Below are 19,058 nucleotides of genomic sequence, written 5' to 3' on the forward strand. Positions count from 1 at the left end.
CCTATCCGAGCCCCCGGTGCGGGGCTCTTCGCGACGGCGAAAGGGCCCCGGTCCGCAGTTCCCGGACCGGGGCCCCGGCGGAAGGGGGGTGCCCGTCAGAAATCCACCTGCGCGCGGACGTCGGCCCGGCCGACCGACTCCAGTTCCCACATGGTGCAGTAGAGGCGGCGGATGTACTCGATGTCGGCATTCCGGGCGTGGGCCTCGCGCACCGGGTACATCACCGTCAGCTCGTACGATCTTTCGCGGTTGATGTCGCCCTCCTTGTCACGCCACTGTCCGCGGCCTTCCTGGAGGGTCAGCCCGGACGGAAAGCGCGGTGTGACCACGTCCGCGATGAACTTGTTGAACTGCTCCTCGGTGATGGGCGGGTGCCCGTTGTGCCGGCCGGTGCCGAAGTAGAGGTGCGTCGAGATGTACGCCGTACCCGTCTCGGCGCCCTGCGCCTCCGCCGATGCCGCCGAGGCGGTCCCGGCGCCGAGGGTGGCCTGCGACACCGGTCCGCCGAAGGCGAAGAGGAGCGCGGCCGCTGCGAGGAGGCCGGCGGCGGGCGTGGAGAGGGAGATCCTTAAGGAGCGCATGCGGTGTTCCTGTCTGTGTCCGTGTGGGTGGTCCGTGGTCCGCGGGCCGGGGTCCGCCGGCCCGCCCCGCGGGCGGGCGGCCGGGTCCGGTTTCCGGGGTCTAGGCGGGCAGCAGCGGCGGCAGCGATTCCAGCAGGTGGGCCGCCGCGTCCCGCAGGGGGGCCGGGACCCCCTCGTCCCGGCGGAGGGCGGCTGCCGTCCTGCCGAGCGTGCCGGTGGTCCGTACGGACCCGATGGCGGCGGCGCCCGGGGCGACCCGCGCAATCAGGTCCTCCGCCTCCCGCCAGGCCCCGGCCCCCGCGAGGGCCGCGAGCAGTTCCGCCGTGAAGAGGTGCCGGTAGGAGGGGCCGGGGGCGGTGGCCGCCCGGTGCAGCAGCGGGACGGCCCGGTCCCAGCGGCGCAGCCGGGCCTGTACCCAGCCCTCGTGCCCGAGCAGTTCGGCCTCGTCGATCCACCAGGCCCAGTGCGGGTCCCGGTCCGAGACCCCGTCCAGGAAGCGGCCGCGGGCCCGGGAGATCAGCTCCAGCGGCTCCCTCCGGGCGCCGAGCAGGGCGGTCGCGTGGGCCCGGCGGATCAGGACGAGGCTCTCGACCCGGGCGGGCAGCGGCCGTGGCCCGCCGACCCTGGCCGCCGCCTCCAGGGCGGCGCGCGGCCGCCCGGTGTGGGTGGTGAGCATGCTGTCGTTGAGCAGGACGAGCCGGGCCGTCCAGCGGTCCCCGCACAGCTCCGCCAGGGCCAGGGCCCGCGCGTTCATCCGGCGGGCCCGGCGGTGGCGGCCGGCGTCGAAGAGGATCCAGCCGATGACCTCGCTCAGCTCGGCGAGGGCCGCGAGCCGGTCCGGGTCGTACCCGCGCAGGGCGCGGGGGTCGGCCGACAGTTCAGGGATCCGGCGCACGGCCTCGCGTACGGCGGGCACGGCGGCCGTCGCCCCGTGCGCGGTGTCGAGGTCCACCAGGCGCGCGATGGTGCGCACGGCCAGCCGGACCGCCGCGTCCCGCTCCTCGGCGCCCCCGGGCGGGCCGCCGGGCGCCGTCATGACAGCAGGCCGGCGTCGACCGCTCCGGCGCGGCGCTGGCCGAGGTCGTCGAAGGAGGAGGCCACCTTGCTGAGCCACTCCACCTCGTCGCGGAAGTCCTCGTACGGGGGCCGCACGGGGATGTCGGAGGTGTCGGCCCGCTCGGCGCGCTCCGCCCGCTCCTCGGCGGGGCGGCTCAGTACGGCGCGCACCTGGAGCGCCTCGCCCAGGGGGGAGGTGGGGTCCTCGGGCAGGTCCAGGGAGCGGGCCACGCGGGTGAAGTCCTCCAGGGAGAGGGAGGTGCGCAGGATCAGCTGGCCGTCGCGTATCTCGATGACGCGCCGGTAGAGGCGGTAGTGCGGGTCCCGGGGCGGCACCAGGTCGCGCAGCCAGGAGCGCGGAGGGTCCAGCGCGATGTCCGGGGAGGCCTCGTACAGGGCCCACCACAGGGGGCGCAGCCGCTGGTAGGAGCGGTAGCTGCGGGCCCAGCCGCGGGCGCGGGTGATGCGGATCCCCCAGGAGGGGATGGTCCAGCCGGCGATCTGGAGCAGGGCGCCGACGCTGCCGCACGTCCACTGGATGGGGTCGAGCGCGGCCGCGTCGTAGTCCAGCCGGGTCCCGGCGATCTGGATGCTGCGGGTGACGCAGTAGACGAGGATCATGCTGGCGCCGACGGTGACGGTGCGCATGCCGACCTTGAGCCACTGCCGGTTGGCCATCGTGGTGAAGCGCAGCGACAGCCGCACCGTCTCGAACTGGCCCACGGCGCAGATCAGCAGGTAGAAGGACATGTAGAGGGCGTAGCTGCCGTGCTGGATGCTCAGCAGGATCGTGGAGGTGGCCGTCTCCGAGTGCGCCACGGGCCCGACGGCGAAGGAGGCGACGATCAGCACGGCGAGGGCGGCGCCGAAGAACAGGACGCGGCGGCGCGCCATGCGCCGGGCCTCGGCGGGCGGCGAGGACCAGTACACGAGGACGACCTGCTGGGCGGCGGTCAGCACGACCACGGCGACCTGGGTGATCAGCGAGGTGATGTTCGGCAGGCCGAAGAAGGCGGAGATGTGCAGCCGGAGCTGGTCCAGGTCGACCAGGAAGCTGATTCCGGAGCACAGGAAGTAGGTGCACAGCGCCCACAGGGCGATGTCGTTCTTCCGGCGCAGCAGGTCCGGGAGGCGGTAGGCGAAGGCGGCCAGGCCCACGAAGGCGCAGACCCAGGCGAGGACGGTGTAGATCACGCGGGCCCCTGGTCCGGCCTGCCGAGGCCGCTCTCTATCCGGGCCACGATCTCGGCGGCCTCGTCCGGGACGCCCCAGGCCCGCTCGGTCCAGCGCTTGGTGGCGCGGGCCAGGATCAGCGAGGCCATGGTCTCGGCCTCCTGCTCCTCGTCGTCGCTGTAGCGGGAACGCATCAGTACGCCGCGTACGGCCTCGGGGTCGACGTCCGAGAACAGCCCCCCGGAATCGCCGGCTCCGGCCTCCGGGCCCGCCCCGCCGGCCTGGCCTCCGGCCGAGGCGCCGAGCTGGTCCAGCTGGACGGAGCCGTTGTGGTCGAAGGCGATGTGGGCGAGCTCGTGGGCGATGATGTGTTCCTTGTGCGACGCCGAAGCCGCCTTCTCGAAGGCGATGATGTCGAAGTCATCGGTTTTCAGCCATATGCCGAAGAGATGGCGTTCGGGGAAGGACGTCGGAATCAAATGGATCGGCCGGCCGCGCTGCTCACTGAGATATGCGTGGAGTTCGTCGATGCCGCAGCCGTGCTCCATGCCCCACTGGGCGAGCAGTCCCTCGCAGGTGTGGCGGACCTTCTTGAGACGGCGCCTGAGCCGCCTGTCCTCCGACGCCGGTAACGCGGAGCCAGGTAACTTCATCCCTCAGTCCTCCGGCGAACCCAGCGGTCGGACAATGCGGCCATGATGCCACACCCCAACTCAGCCCTGCTCAAGGCCAGTTCTATCCGGCCATTCGCTCAGGGATTTCCGCCGGGGATTCCGTCTCGACCACCACTTGACTCCGGGCAAAGGCGGAGGAAAATCGGTGATACACCGGAATACCGGAAAGAGCCGCACCTCCCTCGGGAGACGTCCCGGGGCCCGCGTGACCCTTGTCCAGGCTCTGGCCAGGCCCCCGGCCGTTCTCGCGGACCACGGGAGCCATCGGCGACGGCGGATGGCTCATGGCACCGGCGGGACGGCCGGGGACTGTCGTGTCGTCGTGTCCGGGGGGACCACGGGGCGGGGATCAGCGTTCCCTCACTTCCGCGATCCCGCGCTCCGTGCGCCCCCGGTCCGGCGCTCCGCGCCGCGCCCCCGCCGGCGGCCTGCGTCCCCGCCCGCGCCCGCGCTCCGGTCCGTGCCCGTGCCCCCGCCGGTGCTCCCTTGCGTCGCCCCGGCCGTCAGCGGCCGGCCAGCACTCCCGCGATGCCCCGTGCGAGGCAGGGGATCCGGTCGGCCCCGATGCCCGCGATGTTGATCCGCCCCGCGGTGGTCCCGTAGATGGCGTACTCGCGGCGCAGCCGGAGCATCTCCTGCGCCGTCAGCGGCAGCATCGAGAACATGCCCCGCTGCCGTGCCAGCGAGCGCGCCTGCGCCTCCCAGCCCAGGGCGTCCAGGCGTGCGGCGAGGTCCGTCCGGTTGGTCTCGATCCGGCCCCGCATCTCGTCCAGCTCCGCACGCCACAGGTCGCGCAGCCCCGCGTCCTCCAGGACGGTGGTGACGACGGCGGCCCCGTGCTCGGGCGGCATGGAGTACAGGGTCCGGGCGGCGTTCTGCAGCGCCGTCTCGGCGTGCCGCACCGCGCGGGCGGACGCGCCCAGGACGATGGCGCAGCCCGTGCGGTCGCTGTAGAGGCCGAAGTTCTTGGAGCAGCTCACGGCGACGAGCATCTCCGGGACGCGCTCGGCCAGCAGCCGCGTGGCCGCCAGATCGGCCTCCAGCCCGTCGCCGAGCCCGTGGTAGGCGAGGTCGACGAACGGGACCCAGCCGTCCCGGGCCGCCAGGTCGGCCAGCGCCGCCCAGTCCTCGGGCTCCGGGTCGGCGCCGGTCGGGTTGTGGCAGCAGCCCTGGAGCAGGACGACGTCGTCGCGGCGCGCCCCGGCCAGGTCGCGCAGGACTCCGGCCGCGTCGAAGCCGCCCGCGGCGTCGCACCAGCCGAAGGTGCGGACCTCCAGGCCGGCGGCCTCCAGGATGGGGCGGTGGTTGACGTAGGCGGGGTCGCTGATCCACACCGTGGTGCCCGGGCGGGTCCGGCAGATCAGGTCGGCCAGCAGCCGCAGCGCCCCGGAGCCGGCGACGGTCTGCACGGCGGCGGCGCGGTCGGAGGGGCCCTGGGGGCCGAGGACCAGGTCCAGCAGGGCCCGGTTGAAGGCGGCGTTCCCGGAGAGCCCGCGGTACTCCTTGGACTCGGAGCGCTCCGCGAGGCGCATCTCGGCCTCGCGGACGGCGGCCATCACCGGGGTGCGGCCGGTGTGGTCGCGGTAGACGCCGAGGACCAGGTTCAGCCGCTCGGCCCGCTCGTCGGAGCCGAACTCGTACGTCAGGTCCCACAGGGGGTCGGTGGGCGGCGGGGGGAGGAGCTCAAGCATCTGCGGGGACCTCGGGGCGGGGGGCGGGACGGACGGCGGCGGAACGGGCGGGGGTACGGCGGCGGTTGGCGAGGACGACGCCGGCGGTGATCAGCGGTACGCCGATCAGGACGGCCGGGGTCGGGGACTCGCCGAGGACGGGGATGGCGAGGAGGACGACGGCCACGGGGCTGAGGCTGCCCACGACGGAGCTGCGCTCGGCGCCGAGCCTGCGGATGGCGAAGGCGTACAGCAGGCCGGCGCACAGCCCGACCCCGAGCCCCTGCACGACGAGGAACGTCGCGATGTCGGCGCCGGCCGCGTGCGCGAGGCCCGTCGGGAGCACTCCGGTCAGCACCAGCAGCCCGATCACCGCGAAGGAGGGCAGGCACAGCAGTCCGATCGACCCGACGGGGTCGAGGTCCACGTCCCGCAGGCCCACCGTGTAGAGGGCCCACAGTCCGCTGGCCACCAGGAGCGTGCCGGCCCCCTCCAGTACGGCGGTGTCCACGGGGACGACGTACCGCCAGACGAGAGCGGCCACACCGGCGGCGATGAGGACGAGCCCGGCGGCCTGCGTGCCCCGGGGCACTCCGCGGCCCCGGGCGGCCATCAGCGCGGCGACGAAGAGCGGGACCATGCCGGGGACGATCGAGCCGACGAAGGCGGCCGAGGTCAGGGACCCGCCGTGCATCGCGGCCAGGAAGAACGGCACCCCCGCACCACAGATGATCTTGAGCGCGGCGCCCGGCTTCACGGCGGCGATGCGGCGCCGGCGCCGCCAGAGGGCGGGCAGCAGGACGAGCAGCGGGACGCCGAAGCGCAGCAGGGCGGCGTCGGCGGGCAGCAGGGAGGAGGCGCTCAGGCCGCGGGCGCTGAGCGCGAACGCCGCCCAGATGGCCACGGTCACGATCAGCGCGGCCATGCCGCGGGCCTGCGGTGACGGTCCGCGCCGGCCGGGGTTTCCGGCCGGCGGGACCGCCGTGTCATGAGGCGCGGCCGCGCCGGTGGTGTTGGTCGCGACCAAGGAATCTGCTCCAGCCTGTGAGAGCGGACCGGTCCGGCCCGTTCGCGGGCAACGCTAGGGCTTTTGCCGGGGCAGCCGATTGCCAGTTCTGCCGCTCGGACATACGTTTGGGGCAGGATCTGCCAAGAAACGGCGGAGAAACCCCAGCAGAGCCCCGTAGAACCCCCAGGAGCAGCCGTGGACGCGGTCGATCTGCAGATCATCCGGGAGTTGCAGGCCGACGGCCGGCTCTCCAACCAGGACCTCGCGGACCGCGTCCGCCTCTCCCCCTCCCCCTGCCTGCGCCGGGTCCGGCGGCTGGAGGAGGCCGGCCTGATCCGCGGCTACACGGCCGTGGTGGACCAGGTGTCCTTCGGGCTCCCGATCACCGTCTTCGTCCGGATCCGCCTGGAGCGCCACACGGCGGAGGCGGTCGCGCTGTTCGAGGAACACGTCGCGGTCATCGAGCACATCCAGGACTGCTACCTGATGGCGGGCAGCAGCGACTACCTCCTCCGGGTGGTCATCGAGGACCTGGAGGCGTACGAGTCCCTCGTACGCCACCGCATCCACGCCATTCCGGGGATCGCCTCGATCGAGTCGAGCTTCGCGTACGGCAGCGTGAAGCAGTCCCGTACGTATCCGCGTCCCGTCCCGGGCCGCACCGCACGGACCCCCTGACCGCCCCGGCGGGACCGGGAGCCCCGGGCTTCCTGGCGCTCGGGGGCTCAAGACGCGCGGGCAGTGCGGTGCCCGGGGCCGGCACCCGTCCACAACCTCCCGGGACAGAGCGTCTAATCCGTGCCCAGCGCTGCCTCGAAGGTGGCGTAGGCGGCCTCGTCGAAGAGGACGAAGCGGACCTCCTCCACCGAGGTGCGGGCGGCGCGGACCGTCTCGATCGCGATACGGGCTCCGTCGTCCATCGGCCAGCCGTAGATCCCGGTGGAGATCGCCGGGAAGACGACCGTACGGGCGCCCAGCTCGTCGGCGACCCGCAGGGATTCGCGGTAGCAGGAGGCGAGGAGGTGCGAGCGGTCCTCCTCGCGCGACCAGACCGGGCCCACGGTGTGGATGACGTGCCCGGCGGCCAGCCGGCCGGCCGTGGTGGCGACCGCCTGGCCGGTCGGCAGGCCCTTGCCGTAGTGGGAGCGGCGCAGGTCCTCGCAGGCGGCGAGGATCTCGGGGCCGCCGCGCCGGTGGATGGCGCCGTCCACTCCCCCGCCGCCGAGCAGCGAGGAGTTCGCCGCGTTGACGATCGCGTCGGCCTTCTCGGCCGTGATGTCGCCCCGGACGAGGGTGATGCGCACCATCAGTTCGCCTTTCGCAGGTGCCGCCATACCGCCTTGGCGGCGTTGTGGCCGGACATGCCGTGGACGCCCGGCCCCGGCGGGGTCGCCGAGGAGCAGAGGTACACCGCCGGGTGGGCGGTGGTGTACGGGGACAGGGTGAGCTTCGGCCGGAGCAGCAGCTGGAGGCCGGAGGCGGCGCCGCAGGCGATGTCCCCGCCGACGTAGTTGGGGTTGCGGGCCGCGAGCTGCGGCGGGCCGGCCGTGGCCCGGGCCAGGACCAGGTCGCGGAAGCCGGGGGCGAAGCGCTCCAGCTGCCGTTCCACGGCCTCGGTGAGGTCGCCGTCCCAGCCGGCGGGGACGTGGCCGTACGCCCAGAAGACGTGCTTGCCCTCGGGCGCCCGGCCGGGATCGGCCAGGCTGGGCTGGGCGGTGATGAGGAAGGGGCTGCGCGGGGCGCGGCCGCCGGAGGCGAGCTGGAGGGCGGCGTCGATGTCGCGGCTGCCGGGTCCGATCTGGACGGTTCCGGCCCGCCGGGGGGCCTCGGCGGTCCAGGGCACCGGTCCGTCGAGGGCGTAGTCGAGCTTGAAGGCGGCGGCGCCGTACCGGTAGCCGTCGTACGCGCGTCCGAGGCGGGCGATGCGGGCCAGAGCGGTCGGCGAGGTGTCGAAGACGTACGCGCGGGCCGGCGGCAGGTCGTCGAGCCGCTTGACCTCGAAGCCGGTGTGGATGGTGCCGCCGAGGTCCCGCAGGTAGCCGGCGAGGGCGTCGGAGACGGACTGCGAGCCGCCGCGGGCCATCGGCCAGCCGCCGGCGTGCGCGGCGAGGGCGAAGACCAGGCCGACGGCGCCGGTGGCGATGCCGTCCAGCGGGGCGATGACGTGCGCGACGAGCCCGGCGAACAGGGCGCGCGCCCGGTCGTCCCGGAAGCGGCGCAGCAGCCAGGTGGAGGGCGGCAGTCCGGCGAGCCCGAAGCGGGCCAGGGTGACGGGGTCCCGGGGCAGGGCGGTGCTGGGCAGGGACATGAAGTCCCGGGCGAGGGTGTCCCATTTCCCGAGGAACGGTTCCACCAGGCGCCGGTACGCGCCCGCGTCGCGGGGCCCGAAGGAGGCCGCCGTCTCCGCCACGGAGCGGGAGAGCACGGCGGCCGTGCCGTCGTCGAAGGGGTGCGCCATGGGCAGCGGGGCGTGCAGCCACTCCAGGCCGTAGCGCTTCAGCGGCATGGTCGCGAAGACCGGCGAGCCGGCGCCGAGCGGGTGCACCGCCGAGCAGGGGTCGTGCCGGAAGCCGGGGAGCGTCAGCTCCTCGGTGCGGGCGCCGCCGCCGATCGTACCGGCGGCCTCGAAGACGGCCACCGAGTGTCCCCGGCGGGCCAGTTCGACCGCGGCCGTCAGGCCGTTGGGCCCCGCCCCCACCACGACTGCGTCGAGAATCGGCGGCACTGACAACAGCTCCTTCGTCCGGCGGCGGCCTTGGCCCCACCCACCCTAGGGCCTGTCGTCGGCGTCTCGCCCGGCCCGCGGCGCCCGGTGCCGTGCGTCGCGGGCCTGACCGGCGCTGCTGTGACGACAGGGTCCAGGCGGTGTGGCCCGGGTCCGGCCCGTCCGCACCGGCCCGTAGCGACGGTCACGCACCCCGCAGCAGGTCGCGGATGCGGACGGCGGTGGCCTCGTCGCGACCGACCGCGAACGGCAGGGCGTTGTCCCGGTCCACCCGGAAGGGCACGCCCTCCACGGTGCTCTGCGCCCCGCCCGCCTCGGCGACCAGCAGCAGTCCGGCCGCGTGGTCCCAGGCGGAGGGCCAGGTGAAGGCCAGGGCGTCCATCTCCCCGCGCGCGACCTTCAGGTACTCCAGGCCGGCCGATCCGCAGGGCCGGGCGGCGACGCCCGGTACGTCGAGCCGGGCCAGGCTGCGCCGGTCCTCCTCGGACGTGTAGAGGGGGTGGGCGGTCGCCACGCGCAGGTCGGCGCCCGGTTCGGGCGAACCGCTGTGGATCCGCTCGCCGTTGACGTACGCGCCCTGCCCGCGCACGGCGGTGGACATCTCCTCCAGGGCCGGGGCGAAGGTCCATGAGGCGAGGATCTCGCCGCGCAGGGCGAGCGCCACCAGGGTGCAGAACTCGGGGTCGCCGTTGACGAACTGCCGGGTCCCGTCGACCGGGTCGACGATCCAGACGGGGGCGTCGGCGCGCAGCGCCCCGTAGACGTTCGGGTCGGCGTGCACGGCCTCCTCGCCGACGACGGCGGAGCCGGGCAGCAGCCGGGTCAGGGAGGCGGTGAGGTACTCCTCGGCCTTCCGGTCGGCGACGGTCACCAGGTCGTGCGGACCGCTCTTGTGGTCCACCTCGTGCTCGGCGAGCTGCCGGAATCTGGGCATGATCTCGACCGCCGCGGCCTTGCGGACGGCTTCTTCCACCTCGGGCAGGCCATGGGCCAGGAACTCATCGATCATGCCCCCATCACATCACGGCGGGCCGCCGATCCCCACTGCCGGGCGGGCCCGTGCCCGGCAGGACACCTTCCTGCCACGGGGCTAGCCTGAAAAGGGGTCGTCCGTGGCGGGAGAAAGGCGGCGGGCTCATGAGGGGACGCACCGGGGGTGCCGTGGCGATGGCCACGATGGTGGTACTCACGGTCGGCAGCGGCGGGGTGGTCTTTGCCGACGACCTGTCACCCAAGGAGATCTACGAACGCGCCGCACCGGCCACGGTGCACGTGATCGGGACCTACAGCGCCGGTACCGGGGTCATCTACGACGCGGAGAAGGGTCTCATCGTCACCAACGCGCACGTGGTGCAGGGCGAGCCGTCCCTGCGGGTCGCCGTCGAGGACCGGCCCCCCGCGGCCGCCCGCCTGCTGGGGATCGACCCGTGCGAGGACCTCGCCGTGCTGACCTTCTCGAACCCCCAACCGGATCTGAAGGAAGCCAAGTTCGGCGACAGCGAGAAGGTCTCGTTCGCCGACGGCGTCACCGCGCTCGGCTATCCGGACTCGATCGAGGCGCAGGGCGCGCAGAAGCCCGTGTTCACCACCGGTGCCGTCCAGAACCCGCAGGTCAGGGACTCCGCGCCGGACCCGACCCTGCCGCGCTATCCCTCGACGATCCAGCACTCGGCGACCATCAACCCGGGCAACTCGGGCGGCCCGCTGCTCAACGGCAAGGCCGAGGTGATCGGGATCAACACGCTCTCCTTCTCGGGAGGAGGGGTGCAGGGGCAGTTCTACGCCATCAGCAGCGACCACGTCCGGCCTCTGCTCGACCAGCTGGCCGGCGGCGACGTGAAGAACGACCCCGGCTGGCTGCTGGTGGACCTGAAGAACCCGGAGCTGGCCACCTACTTCTCCGAGGAGTACGCCGCCGACGTGGCTCGGACCCAGAAGGAACTGAAGGACGTCGACGGCATGATGGTCTGGTACGCGCGGACCAACTCCCCGGCCGCCAAGGCGAATCTGGGCCCCGGTGACGTGATCACGGACATGAAGGACACCCCCGTCACCTCGCTCGCGGAGGTCTGCGACGTCCTCCAGTCCGCGGCCCCCGGCGAGTCGGTGCCCCTGGCGGGCGTCTACTCCCCCATCAACGCCGACGGCAAGGAGATGAAGTCGGGCGAGGCCTGGACGACGGACCTCGTCATCGACAAGGGCAAGGGGTAGGGGCAGGGGCCGGCGCCGCTGGTACGGGGCCGTCACGGCCGGGCGGGGGCCCGGCCGGTCAGCTCACTCGCGCGTCACTCCGCCGCGTGGATGGCGGGCGGGCGCACCTCGATCTCCGCCCCGGTCTGCTTGAAGGACTCCGCCGAGACCGGAACCAGCACCGCGTCCCGGTGGAAGTCCCGCAGGTTCGTCGATCCGCAGCTGATCAGCGTGGCGGTCAGCTTCGCGCGGGTCCGCTCGACGTTGTCGTGCAGGCCGCCCGCGTACGGGACGTAGCCGTCGACTCCCTCCTCGAAGACCATCCGGCCGCCCTGCCCGTACCGGGCCGCGTTCTGCGCCCGCCGGGAGCCCTCGCCCCAGTACTCCTTGTACCACTGGCCGCCGATCTGGAGCTTGCGCGACGGGCTCTCGTCGAGCCGGGCGAAGTAGCGGCCGAGCATGATGAAGTCGGCGCCCATCGCCAGCGCCATCGCCATGTGCGAGTCGTTCAGCAGGCCGCCGTCACAGCACAGCGGTACGTACACCCCGGTCTCCCGGGCGTAGGCGTCGCGCGCCTCGACCACGTCGAGCAGCGCGGAGGCCTGGCCCCGGCCGATGCCCTTCTGGGCCCGCGTGGTGCAGATGGCACCGCCGCCGATGCCGACCTCCACGAACGCCGCGCCCGCGTCGGCCAGATAGCGGAATGCCCGCCCGTCGACGACGTTGCCGGCGCCGACGGGGACCTCGTCCCCGTACTCCGCCCGTGCGAATTCGAGGGTCTTCGCCTGGTACTCGGAGTAGCCGTCGGAGGAGTCCGGACGTGAGGGGAGCGGGGGCGCGCCCGGCGGGACGGTGCTCGCACGCGCGGCCGGATCGACACCGGTGGGCACCACAGACCCGGTCCGCGCGGTGCTGCACAGGCGCTCAATTCCGTTACGCCATACGGGATGGTACCCCAGCCGGCATGCAGACCGACCGAGTCCCCGCAGGTCGGGGCCCGGTGCGCGGGGCGCCAACTGCGCCCCGCCCACGGCGCGATGAGCGAGCTGACGTCGCGTCAGTCGGCGGTCGGGCGCGCCAGGTTCCTGGTGAACCACTGCAGGACGTCCGGGATCATCTTCCGGAAGTCCGATGTCAGGTGCTTGCCGCCCGGCTGCTCGTGGTACTCGATGGTGACCGGCGGGGCCGCCTTTGCCATCCAGCTCTTGACCACGCCCTTCTCGTACGCGTCGGCGCCCCCGGCCGTGGCCAGCATCCGCACGTCGGCCTTGCCCTGGGTGACCAGCTGATCGGGGTTGTTGGCCGCCTTCTCCGCGTCGTGGCCCTTCCACAGGGGCGAGTCCGGGATGAAGTAGCCGTCGATCGGCGCCGCCGCCTTGTAGACGTCCGGGTACTGGAGGGCGAGCTTGGCGCTGCAGAACCCGCCGGTGGAGGCGCCCATGACGCCCCAGCTGTCGCGGCCCTTCAGGGTGCGGAAGTTGGCGCGGACCCAGTCCGGGACGTCCTGGGCCATCCAGGTCGCCATCTTGGGCTGGCCCGGGATGTCGGAGCATTCCAGGCTCTTGCGCTCGTCGCCGCTGAAGTTCTGCACCGGCATGACCATGATGAAGGGGTGGGCCTTGCCCTCCCTGGCCAGCCGAGCGTTCTCCTCCTGGACGGGCAGCTCGCCGCCGGCCCACGTGTTGTAGCCGTTGCTCTGGCCGCCCGCGAACAGGGTGAGCACCGGGAAGCCCGTCCGGGCGTACTTGGGGTCGTGGTACTCGGGCGGCAGCCAGACCCAGACCTGGCCGGTCACACCGGACTTCGGGCCGGCCAGACGGGTCGTCGTGATCGGGCCGGCGGCGGTGTCCCGGGCCTTCGTCATGGCGGCGGCCGGGCCGGCCGGCATCTGCACCTTCCCCTCGGCCGGGGCACGCCGCCCGCCGGAGGGTCCGGCCGCAGGGCCGGCCGCGGCGCCGGTGGCCGCCGGTTCGCCGTCCGCCGGGGCGCTCCCCTTGCGGTCCCCGGAGCTCCCGCAGCCCGCGAGGGAGACGACCAGGGTCAGGACGGTGGCGCCGGTGAGGACGGCGCGGGACGAGGACAGCTGTCTGAGCACGTGAGAACTTTCGGACCGATGACGCGCCCGGTCCGTCCGACGGGGCGGCGGCCCCCGGTTGGGGCCGGACACCCGGGGCCCACGACGCTGGTGCGGCCCCCGGAGTGCCGGGCGCAGGGTCCCGTACGGAACCACACGGTCCGGCACGGCCCCCGTGACGCGGGCCGGGACGGACGGGGTGCGCCCACGACGACAGCTTAGCCCCAGGATTTCCGCCGATCGGACCGGCCCGCACGGGACGGCCGCCTCGGTTACCAGACGGCGTCTTCCGGGAGGAGGACGCGCAGATCGTCCAGGGTCGCTTCACGGCCGGAACGTTCGAAGGCCGCGATGCGGCGGGCATGGGCGCTCTTGACCTCGTCGAAGAGCTTCCTGATCTCGCGGGCGTTGCCCTGGGCGAACCTCTCCGGGTCGGCGGCGATCTGGGCGCGGACCGCCCGGAGCGTGGCGTCCGGGGTCTCGAAGCCGGAACGCTCCGCGTGGTGGGCCAGGATGGTGAGCAGCTCCTCGGGGCTGTAGGCGGGGAAGGCGATGGTGGCCGAGAACCGGGAGGCCAGACCGGGGTTGACGTCGAGGAAGGAGGCCATCTCGTCGGTGTAGCCGGCGGCGATCACGACGACCTCGTCCCGGTGGTCCTCCATCAGCTTCACCAGGGTGTCGATCGCCTCCTGACCGAAGTCGGCTCCGGACCCACCGGGGCGGGACAGGGTGTACGCCTCGTCGATGAACAGGACGCCGCCACGGGCGCGTTCGAACTGGGCGGCGGTCCGGAGGGCCGTGCTCCCGACGAACTGGCCGACCAGGTCGCTGCGGGACACCTCGACCACCTGGCCACGGGCCAGGACGCCGAGGGCGGCGAGCAGGGAGCCGTACAGGCGCGCGACCGTGGTCTTGCCGGTGCCGGGCGGGCCGGAGAAGATCAGGTGGCTCGGCATCGGGTCGGCGGGAAGGCCGGCCTGCCGGCGCCGCCGGGAGGTGACGATCAGGTCGGTCAGGCCGTGGATCTCCGCCTTGATGCCCTCCAGCCCGACCATGGCCGAGAGCTCGCCGAGGATCGTGTCCAGTTGCCCGGAATCCCTGGCCTCCGTGAACCGTGCGCCCAGTCCGCGGTCGACCACTCCGTCCAGGTCGTCGGGCAGGAGCAGCACCAGTTCCTCGGGGGACGGGGTGTCGTCGCGGTCGGCCAGCCTGAGGGCCTGCTGTTCGAGGGCGGCCTCGAAGATCCGGCGGGCCTCCCGTCCGTTGCCGAAGCTCTCGGTGCGCCGGGCCTGCCGGAAGTGGGCCGCCAGTGCGGCACGGGTCGGTTCGGCGAGCACGAAGCCGTACTGCCCGGCCAGCCCCTCGAAGATGCCGACCAGCTCGTCCGGGCTGTAGTCCTCGAACTCGATGGTGCGGGAGATCCGCGACTGCAGGCCCGGGTTGGCGGAGAGGAAGCCGCGCATCTCGGCCGAGTAGCCGGCGAAGACGACGACGACCTCCTCCCGGTGGTCTTCGAGCAGCTTGACCAGCGTGTCGATCGCTTCCTGGCCGAAGTCGGCGCCGGTGCCGAACCGGCGGGAGAGGGTGTAGGCCTCGTCGATGAACAGCACGCCGCCGCGGGCCTTGTTGAAGACCGCGGTGGTCATCGCGGTCGTCTCACCGAGGTGCGACCCGACCAGGTCGGCGCGGGAGACCTCGGTGAAGTGCCCGCCGGCGACCACGCCCAACGCGGCCAGCAGCCTGCCGTAGACGCGCGCGACGGTGGTCTTGCCGGTACCCGGGGAGCCCGAGAACACCATGTGCCGGCCGATCACCGGCCCTTCGGGCAGCCCCGCCGCCCGGCGCTGCTCGGCGACCCGCAGGAACTTGACCAGCTTCCGGATCTCGTCCTTGACCTCCCGCAGCCCGACCATGGCGTCCAGTTCGGCGAGGAGCCCGTCCACCGCCTCGGCGGCCACGGGTGCCGTCTCCGCCCGGGCGGGCTCGGCCCGTGCGGGGGCCTGCGCCGGCGCCGAGGCGGCCGTCGCCGCGGGCGGGACGTCCAGGCGGTCCTCGGCCTTGTTGCCCTCCGCGACCAGGTCCCGGATCTCGACGTGGGAGCCCTGCGCGGTGACGATCCCCGGCCCGTCGGTCTCGGTGACCGTAAGGCCCTGGAGCACCACCCGCGCCCCGGCGTCGACGCCGACGCCGGCCCGGCCGTTGCGTGCCAGCAGCGTCCCGTTCAGGATCAGGGAGCCGTCGCCCGTGACGCCCACCCCGATGTCGGACTCCGAGACCTTTCCCCTGACCAGGGCCGTCCTGCCCCCGTCGCCGGCCAGGACCCCGTGCGTGCCTGCCCGTACGACCTCGCAGTCCGTGAGGGTGGCCGTCGACCGCTCGTCCGCCGACACCCCGTTGCCCTTGGCGTCCCTCACGGTCATCCGGGCGGCGGTCAGGGAGCCGGAGGTCGTGCACCAGACGCCGTCGGCGGCCGAGTCCGCGATGAGGAGGCCGTGGACATCGGCCTGCCCGCTGTCACGGACCACCAGGCCGCACTGTCCCGAGCGGTGGATCTCGCTGGCACGGACGGCGGCCTGCGCGTGCTCCCGGACCAGGATCCCCGCCTGGCCGGCGTCCTCGACCCGGCACTGTTCGATCAGCGCGTTCACTCCCGAGGCCACGAGGACGCCGTGCTCCGCGGCGCCCTGTACCCGGGTGTCGCGGACGCTGACCCGGCTGCCGTCCCGCAGCGCGACACCGCACAGGGTGGAGCCGATCACCTCGCTCCCCTCGATCAGGCCCGCGGCGTCGGAGTAGACGACGGCGCCCTCCCGTACGGTGCTGCGCTGCAGGAAGAGCTCCGCCCCGCCCCAGGCGCTGACCGCCTGGCCGGACTTGGCGAGGAACTCGCAGTCCTCCACCACCCCGGTACCGCCCACCACGGCCAGCGCCCGCCCGGTCTCGTGCCAGTTGCGCAGGACCAGGCCCCGCAGGGTCATGTGGCCTTCCACCCGGAAGTTGTACTCGGCGGCCCCGTCGATGACGACCGATCCACGCCCGCCGAGCGCGTTGACGGCGACCGTCCCCCAGCAGCGGAGCGCCTCGGTCCGGTAGTGGCCCGGCGCGACGTCGATCAGGACCGGTCCGGTCGGCACGTGCGCCTCGAGCGCCTCGGCGATCGTACGCAGACCCCTCGGGTCCGTCTGCGACACCAGCAACCTGAACATCAACACCCCGTTAACCGCGACGACCCGCGCTCCTGATCGTATGTCAGGAGGCGGGTGTCCGAGGATCCGCTCCGGTACGGCGGACCGTCAGCCGGCGAGCGCCGGAATGATCTGCGCGCCGTAGGCGTCGATGACGGCCTCCCGTGCGTCGTGCATGTCGTAGACCGCGAACTGGTCGACGCCCAGGTCGCGCAGCGCCCGCAGCTTCTCGATGTGGGCCTCGGCCGGGCCCAGCAGGCAGAAGCGGTCCACGATCTCGTCCGGGACGAAGTCGGCGGACGGGTTCCCGGCGCGGCCGTGGTGGCTGTAGTCGTAGCCCTGGCGGGCCTTGATGTACTCGGTGAGGGCATCCGGGACCATGCCCGAGTGCTCCCCGTAGCGGGAGACCAGGTCGGCGACGTGGTTGCCGACCATCCCGCCGAACCAGCGGCACTGCTCACGGGCATGGGCCAGGGCGGCCGGGGAATCATCGGCCGTGACGTACGCCGGGGCGGCGACGCAGATGGTGATGGATGACGGGTCGCGGCCGGCCTCGGCGGCAGCCCGACGGACGGCCTTGACCATCCACTCCGTTGGACCATGCAAAGTCAAACTGGGTTGCCATCACGCCCTAAGGGCTGTCCCGCAAGTGCGGCCGTGCCGTGACCTGAGACCGGCTCGATAGGGTCAGGGCCACAGCCGATGGAAGAGGATCGTTCGATGGCGACGTACGACCAACTGACCGAGTGGGCCGGGCTGGGGCATGTCACGCGAGCCGGGCGGGATGTTATGGCCCGCTGGCGGATCCCCGGTTTCATGAAGGCACAGCTCGTCGAGGTGGGCATCCCGGTTGCTCCGCGCCTCATCGAACGAGCCGCGATGCAGAGCGAGGCTGAGCCAGCCCTGCTCACGTCCCGCGGCCCGCTCTACCGTCTCACCGAGCAGGCGGACCCCGATGATCAGGCCGAACAGTCATCGTTCGGCGTCGAGCCGGAGACCGGGGCGGTCTACTTCGTCATGCCTGACGGGGAGGCATGGTTCGCCAACTCGGGTATCGACGTGTGGCTCGACGTCCTTCACCGTTACGGCAGTCGCGTCACGGCCTCAAAGCTTCTCAGCGAGCCGGACGACCCGGAGGAATACCTCTCCGAAGAGGAGGAAGAGCGGGCTTTCGCCGAGCTGAACCGGCTGGCCGAGGAGCTGAAAGAGATCGACCCGGCAGCCTTCAACGGGTACGAGGGGTTTTTCTGGCCAGGGCTCCTGGACCGCTGGCTCTACTGACCTCGGCCGGCCGATCCGGGGCCCGTAAGTCTGGATCGTGCAGGGACGCCAGGCCCACCACTGAGATGATCTTCATGTGGGGGCTGTGATCACGGCGTCGGAGCCGTCATGGATAGCGCCGTACTCCGGCCTGAGTTCGAAGCAGTTCGGGAAACTGATCACCATGCTGCGACGGTGTGGACCGCCTCTTGTCTCCCGGGGTCGTCCGTGGAGTCTTCCGCTGGAAGACCGGGTGCTGCTGGTTGCCGCGTACTGGCGGACGAACCTGACCTTGCGGCAGCTGGCTCCCTTGTTCGGGATCTCGAAGTCGTCCGCGGGCCGGATCGTGAGCCAGCTCGGGCCCTTGCTCGCGCTGCGGCCGCGGAGCCGCTTTCGCAGAGACACGGTGCTGATCGTGGACGGCACCCTGGTGCCGACACGGGACCACAGCGTGGCCGAGCAGTCCAAGAACTACCGCTACTCGACCAACCACCAGGTCGTCATCGACGCCGACTCACGCCTTGTCGTCTCCGTCGGCCGGCCCGTGCCCGGCAACCGCAACGACTGCAAGGCATGGGAACTGTCCGGAGCCAAGAACTCGGTCGGCAACACCACCGTGATCGCCGACGGTGGCTACCGCGGCACCGGCCTGATCATCCCGCACCGTCGAGAACCCGGCCAGACCGAGCTACCGGCCTGGAAGGAAGCCCACAACACCTCCCACCGCAAAGTCCGCGCCCGAGTCGAGCACACCTTCGCCCGCATGAAGACCTGGAAGATCCTGCGCGACTGCCGTCTCAAAGGCGACGGCGTCCACCACGCCATGCTCGGCATCGCCCGCCTCCACAACCTCGCCCTGACCGGATAGTGGATCTATGCCGACGGCTGATGAGGAGCACGTCTGGGATCACTTGCGGGACAGCCCTTAGACACCTTGCTTGAAGGGCGAACGCTCACCGCCCACTGGAAAGTTGACGGTGAGCGGACCAAAAAGACCTACGGAGGAAATCAGTGAAACCCATCGCCGAGGCACGATATCGGGATGAGCACGGAGATGAACCGATACTTCTCTACACTCCCGAGGATGTAGACGCGGTCCTTGATGCCCTTCTGGAACCACCAAATGGGGTAATCAGGCAGAACCTCGCACAGATCCACTCACTAGAGAGGGAACTCCTACCTTCCGGGAATCCGGACCATGAATTGATGATTGGGCTTGACCGGGACCGGCAGGTCGGACTTGTCTCTTTCGCAGACACCGAAAACCATGTCACGCTCGGGCTTGACGATGGCAACCCGGCACCGGTTTATTTCATCGCAGGGCATGACACGTATTTTTCGGGGCGTTCAGAAATCCCGATGCACCTTGCACGTCAAGCGGCGAAGGAATTTTTGGCCTCCGGAGGTCAACGACCCGACTGCGTTCAATGGCAGGTAGACGACCTCTTCTAGTTCGACATA

At 72.1% G+C, this 19,058-nt stretch carries 17 protein-coding genes and 1 pseudogene; 5 read left to right on the forward strand and 13 right to left on the reverse strand.

The window, feature by feature from the left end:
- Positions 1 to 95: 95 nt before the first annotated feature.
- The 6 genes from AC069X_RS19080 to AC069X_RS19105 all read right to left on the reverse strand — a co-directional run bounded on the left by AC069X_RS19080 (position 96) and on the right by AC069X_RS19105 (position 6,079).
- A complete protein-coding gene (locus AC069X_RS19080) occupies positions 96 to 581 on the reverse strand; it encodes a DUF3574 domain-containing protein (protein ID WP_478729756.1) in 486 nt (161 codons plus the stop codon).
- Between the two features lie 100 nt (positions 582 to 681).
- Positions 682 to 1,617, reverse strand: coding sequence for a DNA-binding protein (locus tag AC069X_RS19085; protein WP_478729757.1), 936 nt, complete (start codon positions 1,615 to 1,617; stop codon positions 682 to 684).
- Positions 1,614 to 2,831 carry an MAB_1171c family putative transporter gene (locus AC069X_RS19090; protein ID WP_478729758.1) on the reverse strand — a complete coding sequence of 406 codons (1,218 nt, stop codon included), beginning with the start codon at positions 2,829 to 2,831 and terminating at the stop codon, positions 1,614 to 1,616. The genes AC069X_RS19085 and AC069X_RS19090 overlap by 4 nt, the downstream gene beginning before the upstream one ends.
- The gene (locus AC069X_RS19095) at positions 2,828 to 3,463 is read right to left on the reverse strand and encodes a hypothetical protein (RefSeq protein ID WP_478729759.1); all 636 of its coding nucleotides are present in this window, start codon (positions 3,461 to 3,463) and stop codon (positions 2,828 to 2,830) included. The genes AC069X_RS19090 and AC069X_RS19095 overlap by 4 nt, the downstream gene beginning before the upstream one ends.
- A 524-nt stretch (positions 3,464 to 3,987) precedes the next feature.
- A complete protein-coding gene (locus AC069X_RS19100) occupies positions 3,988 to 5,175 on the reverse strand; it encodes an amino acid aminotransferase (RefSeq protein WP_478729760.1) in 1,188 nt (395 codons plus the stop codon).
- On the reverse strand, positions 5,168 to 6,079 hold the full coding sequence (locus tag AC069X_RS19105) for a DMT family transporter (protein WP_478729761.1): 912 nt from the start codon (positions 6,077 to 6,079) through the stop codon (positions 5,168 to 5,170). The genes AC069X_RS19100 and AC069X_RS19105 overlap by 8 nt, the downstream gene beginning before the upstream one ends.
- 279 nt (positions 6,080 to 6,358) lie before the next feature.
- Between AC069X_RS19105 and AC069X_RS19110 the strand changes: the two genes are divergently transcribed.
- Positions 6,359 to 6,841 (forward strand): Lrp/AsnC family transcriptional regulator, encoded by a 483-nt coding sequence (locus AC069X_RS19110; RefSeq protein WP_478729762.1) that lies wholly within the window; start codon positions 6,359 to 6,361, stop codon positions 6,839 to 6,841.
- 113 nt (positions 6,842 to 6,954) lie between these two features.
- Here the strand turns inward: AC069X_RS19110 and AC069X_RS19115 are convergent, their stop codons facing one another.
- From AC069X_RS19115 to AC069X_RS19125, 3 genes are all read right to left on the reverse strand, one after another.
- Entirely contained in the window at positions 6,955 to 7,470 is a 516-nt protein-coding gene (locus AC069X_RS19115; RefSeq protein ID WP_478729763.1) for an O-acetyl-ADP-ribose deacetylase, read from the reverse strand.
- Complete coding sequence (locus AC069X_RS19120; protein WP_478729764.1) at positions 7,470 to 8,888, reverse strand: phytoene desaturase family protein; 1,419 nt, start codon at positions 8,886 to 8,888, stop codon at positions 7,470 to 7,472. Before AC069X_RS19120 ends, AC069X_RS19115 begins: the two co-directional genes overlap by 1 nt.
- A 184-nt stretch (positions 8,889 to 9,072) precedes the next feature.
- Entirely contained in the window at positions 9,073 to 9,897 is an 825-nt protein-coding gene (locus AC069X_RS19125) for an inositol monophosphatase family protein (protein WP_478729765.1), read from the reverse strand.
- Between the two features lie 128 nt (positions 9,898 to 10,025).
- Here AC069X_RS19125 and AC069X_RS19130 point away from each other — a divergent pair, with 128 nt between their 5' ends.
- The gene (locus AC069X_RS19130) at positions 10,026 to 11,099 is read left to right on the forward strand and encodes a S1C family serine protease (RefSeq protein WP_478729766.1); all 1,074 of its coding nucleotides are present in this window, start codon (positions 10,026 to 10,028) and stop codon (positions 11,097 to 11,099) included.
- A 74-nt stretch (positions 11,100 to 11,173) separates the two neighbouring features.
- Here AC069X_RS19130 and AC069X_RS19135 read toward each other — a convergent pair whose 3' ends face one another.
- From AC069X_RS19135 to AC069X_RS19150, 4 genes and pseudogenes are all read right to left on the reverse strand, one after another.
- Positions 11,174 to 11,971, reverse strand: a complete 798-nt coding sequence (locus tag AC069X_RS19135; RefSeq protein WP_478729767.1) for an IMP dehydrogenase — start codon at positions 11,969 to 11,971, stop codon at positions 11,174 to 11,176.
- Between the two features lie 164 nt (positions 11,972 to 12,135).
- A complete protein-coding gene (locus AC069X_RS19140) occupies positions 12,136 to 13,173 on the reverse strand; it encodes an alpha/beta hydrolase (protein ID WP_478729768.1) in 1,038 nt (345 codons plus the stop codon).
- A gap of 251 nt (positions 13,174 to 13,424) precedes the next feature.
- Positions 13,425 to 16,343 carry a right-handed parallel beta-helix repeat-containing protein gene (locus AC069X_RS19145; RefSeq protein ID WP_478729769.1) on the reverse strand — a complete coding sequence of 973 codons (2,919 nt, stop codon included), beginning with the start codon at positions 16,341 to 16,343 and terminating at the stop codon, positions 13,425 to 13,427.
- A gap of 102 nt (positions 16,344 to 16,445) precedes the next feature.
- Positions 16,446 to 16,931: pseudogene (locus AC069X_RS19150) on the reverse strand (LLM class flavin-dependent oxidoreductase); the annotation flags it as partial.
- A gap of 126 nt (positions 16,932 to 17,057) precedes the next feature.
- Between AC069X_RS19150 and AC069X_RS19155 the strand changes: the two are divergent.
- The 3 genes from AC069X_RS19155 to AC069X_RS19165 all read left to right on the forward strand — a co-directional run bounded on the left by AC069X_RS19155 (position 17,058) and on the right by AC069X_RS19165 (position 19,049).
- The gene (locus AC069X_RS19155) at positions 17,058 to 17,618 is read left to right on the forward strand and encodes an SUKH-4 family immunity protein (protein WP_478729770.1); all 561 of its coding nucleotides are present in this window, start codon (positions 17,058 to 17,060) and stop codon (positions 17,616 to 17,618) included.
- Between the two features lie 76 nt (positions 17,619 to 17,694).
- Positions 17,695 to 18,465, forward strand: a complete 771-nt coding sequence (locus AC069X_RS19160) for a transposase (RefSeq protein ID WP_403636391.1) — start codon at positions 17,695 to 17,697, stop codon at positions 18,463 to 18,465.
- A 143-nt stretch (positions 18,466 to 18,608) separates the two neighbouring features.
- Positions 18,609 to 19,049 carry an Imm1 family immunity protein gene (locus AC069X_RS19165; protein WP_478729771.1) on the forward strand — a complete coding sequence of 147 codons (441 nt, stop codon included), beginning with the start codon at positions 18,609 to 18,611 and terminating at the stop codon, positions 19,047 to 19,049.
- Positions 19,050 to 19,058: the final 9 nt, after the last annotated feature.

Source organism: Streptomyces sp. NPDC043896, from assembly GCF_056435605.1.

Bases quoted from the DNA above. Each gene is read 5' to 3' on its own strand.
- AC069X_RS19080 (WP_478729756.1), bottom strand. From the start codon at position 581: ATGCGCTCCTTAAGGATCTCCCTCTCCACGCCCGCCGCCGGCCTCCTC.
- AC069X_RS19085 (WP_478729757.1), bottom strand. From the start codon at position 1,617: ATGACGGCGCCCGGCGGCCCGCCCGGGGGCGCCGAGGAGCGGGACGCG.
- AC069X_RS19095 (WP_478729759.1), bottom strand. From the start codon at position 3,463: ATGAAGTTACCTGGCTCCGCGTTACCGGCGTCGGAGGACAGGCGGCTC.
- AC069X_RS19100 (WP_478729760.1), bottom strand. From the start codon at position 5,175: ATGCTTGAGCTCCTCCCCCCGCCGCCCACCGACCCCCTGTGGGACCTG.
- AC069X_RS19105 (WP_478729761.1), bottom strand. From the start codon at position 6,079: ATGGCCGCGCTGATCGTGACCGTGGCCATCTGGGCGGCGTTCGCGCTC.
- AC069X_RS19115 (WP_478729763.1), bottom strand. From the start codon at position 7,470: ATGGTGCGCATCACCCTCGTCCGGGGCGACATCACGGCCGAGAAGGCC.
- AC069X_RS19125 (WP_478729765.1), bottom strand. From the start codon at position 9,897: ATGATCGATGAGTTCCTGGCCCATGGCCTGCCCGAGGTGGAAGAAGCC.
- AC069X_RS19130 (WP_478729766.1), top strand. From the start codon at position 10,026: ATGAGGGGACGCACCGGGGGTGCCGTGGCGATGGCCACGATGGTGGTA.
- AC069X_RS19155 (WP_478729770.1), top strand. From the start codon at position 17,058: ATGGCGACGTACGACCAACTGACCGAGTGGGCCGGGCTGGGGCATGTC.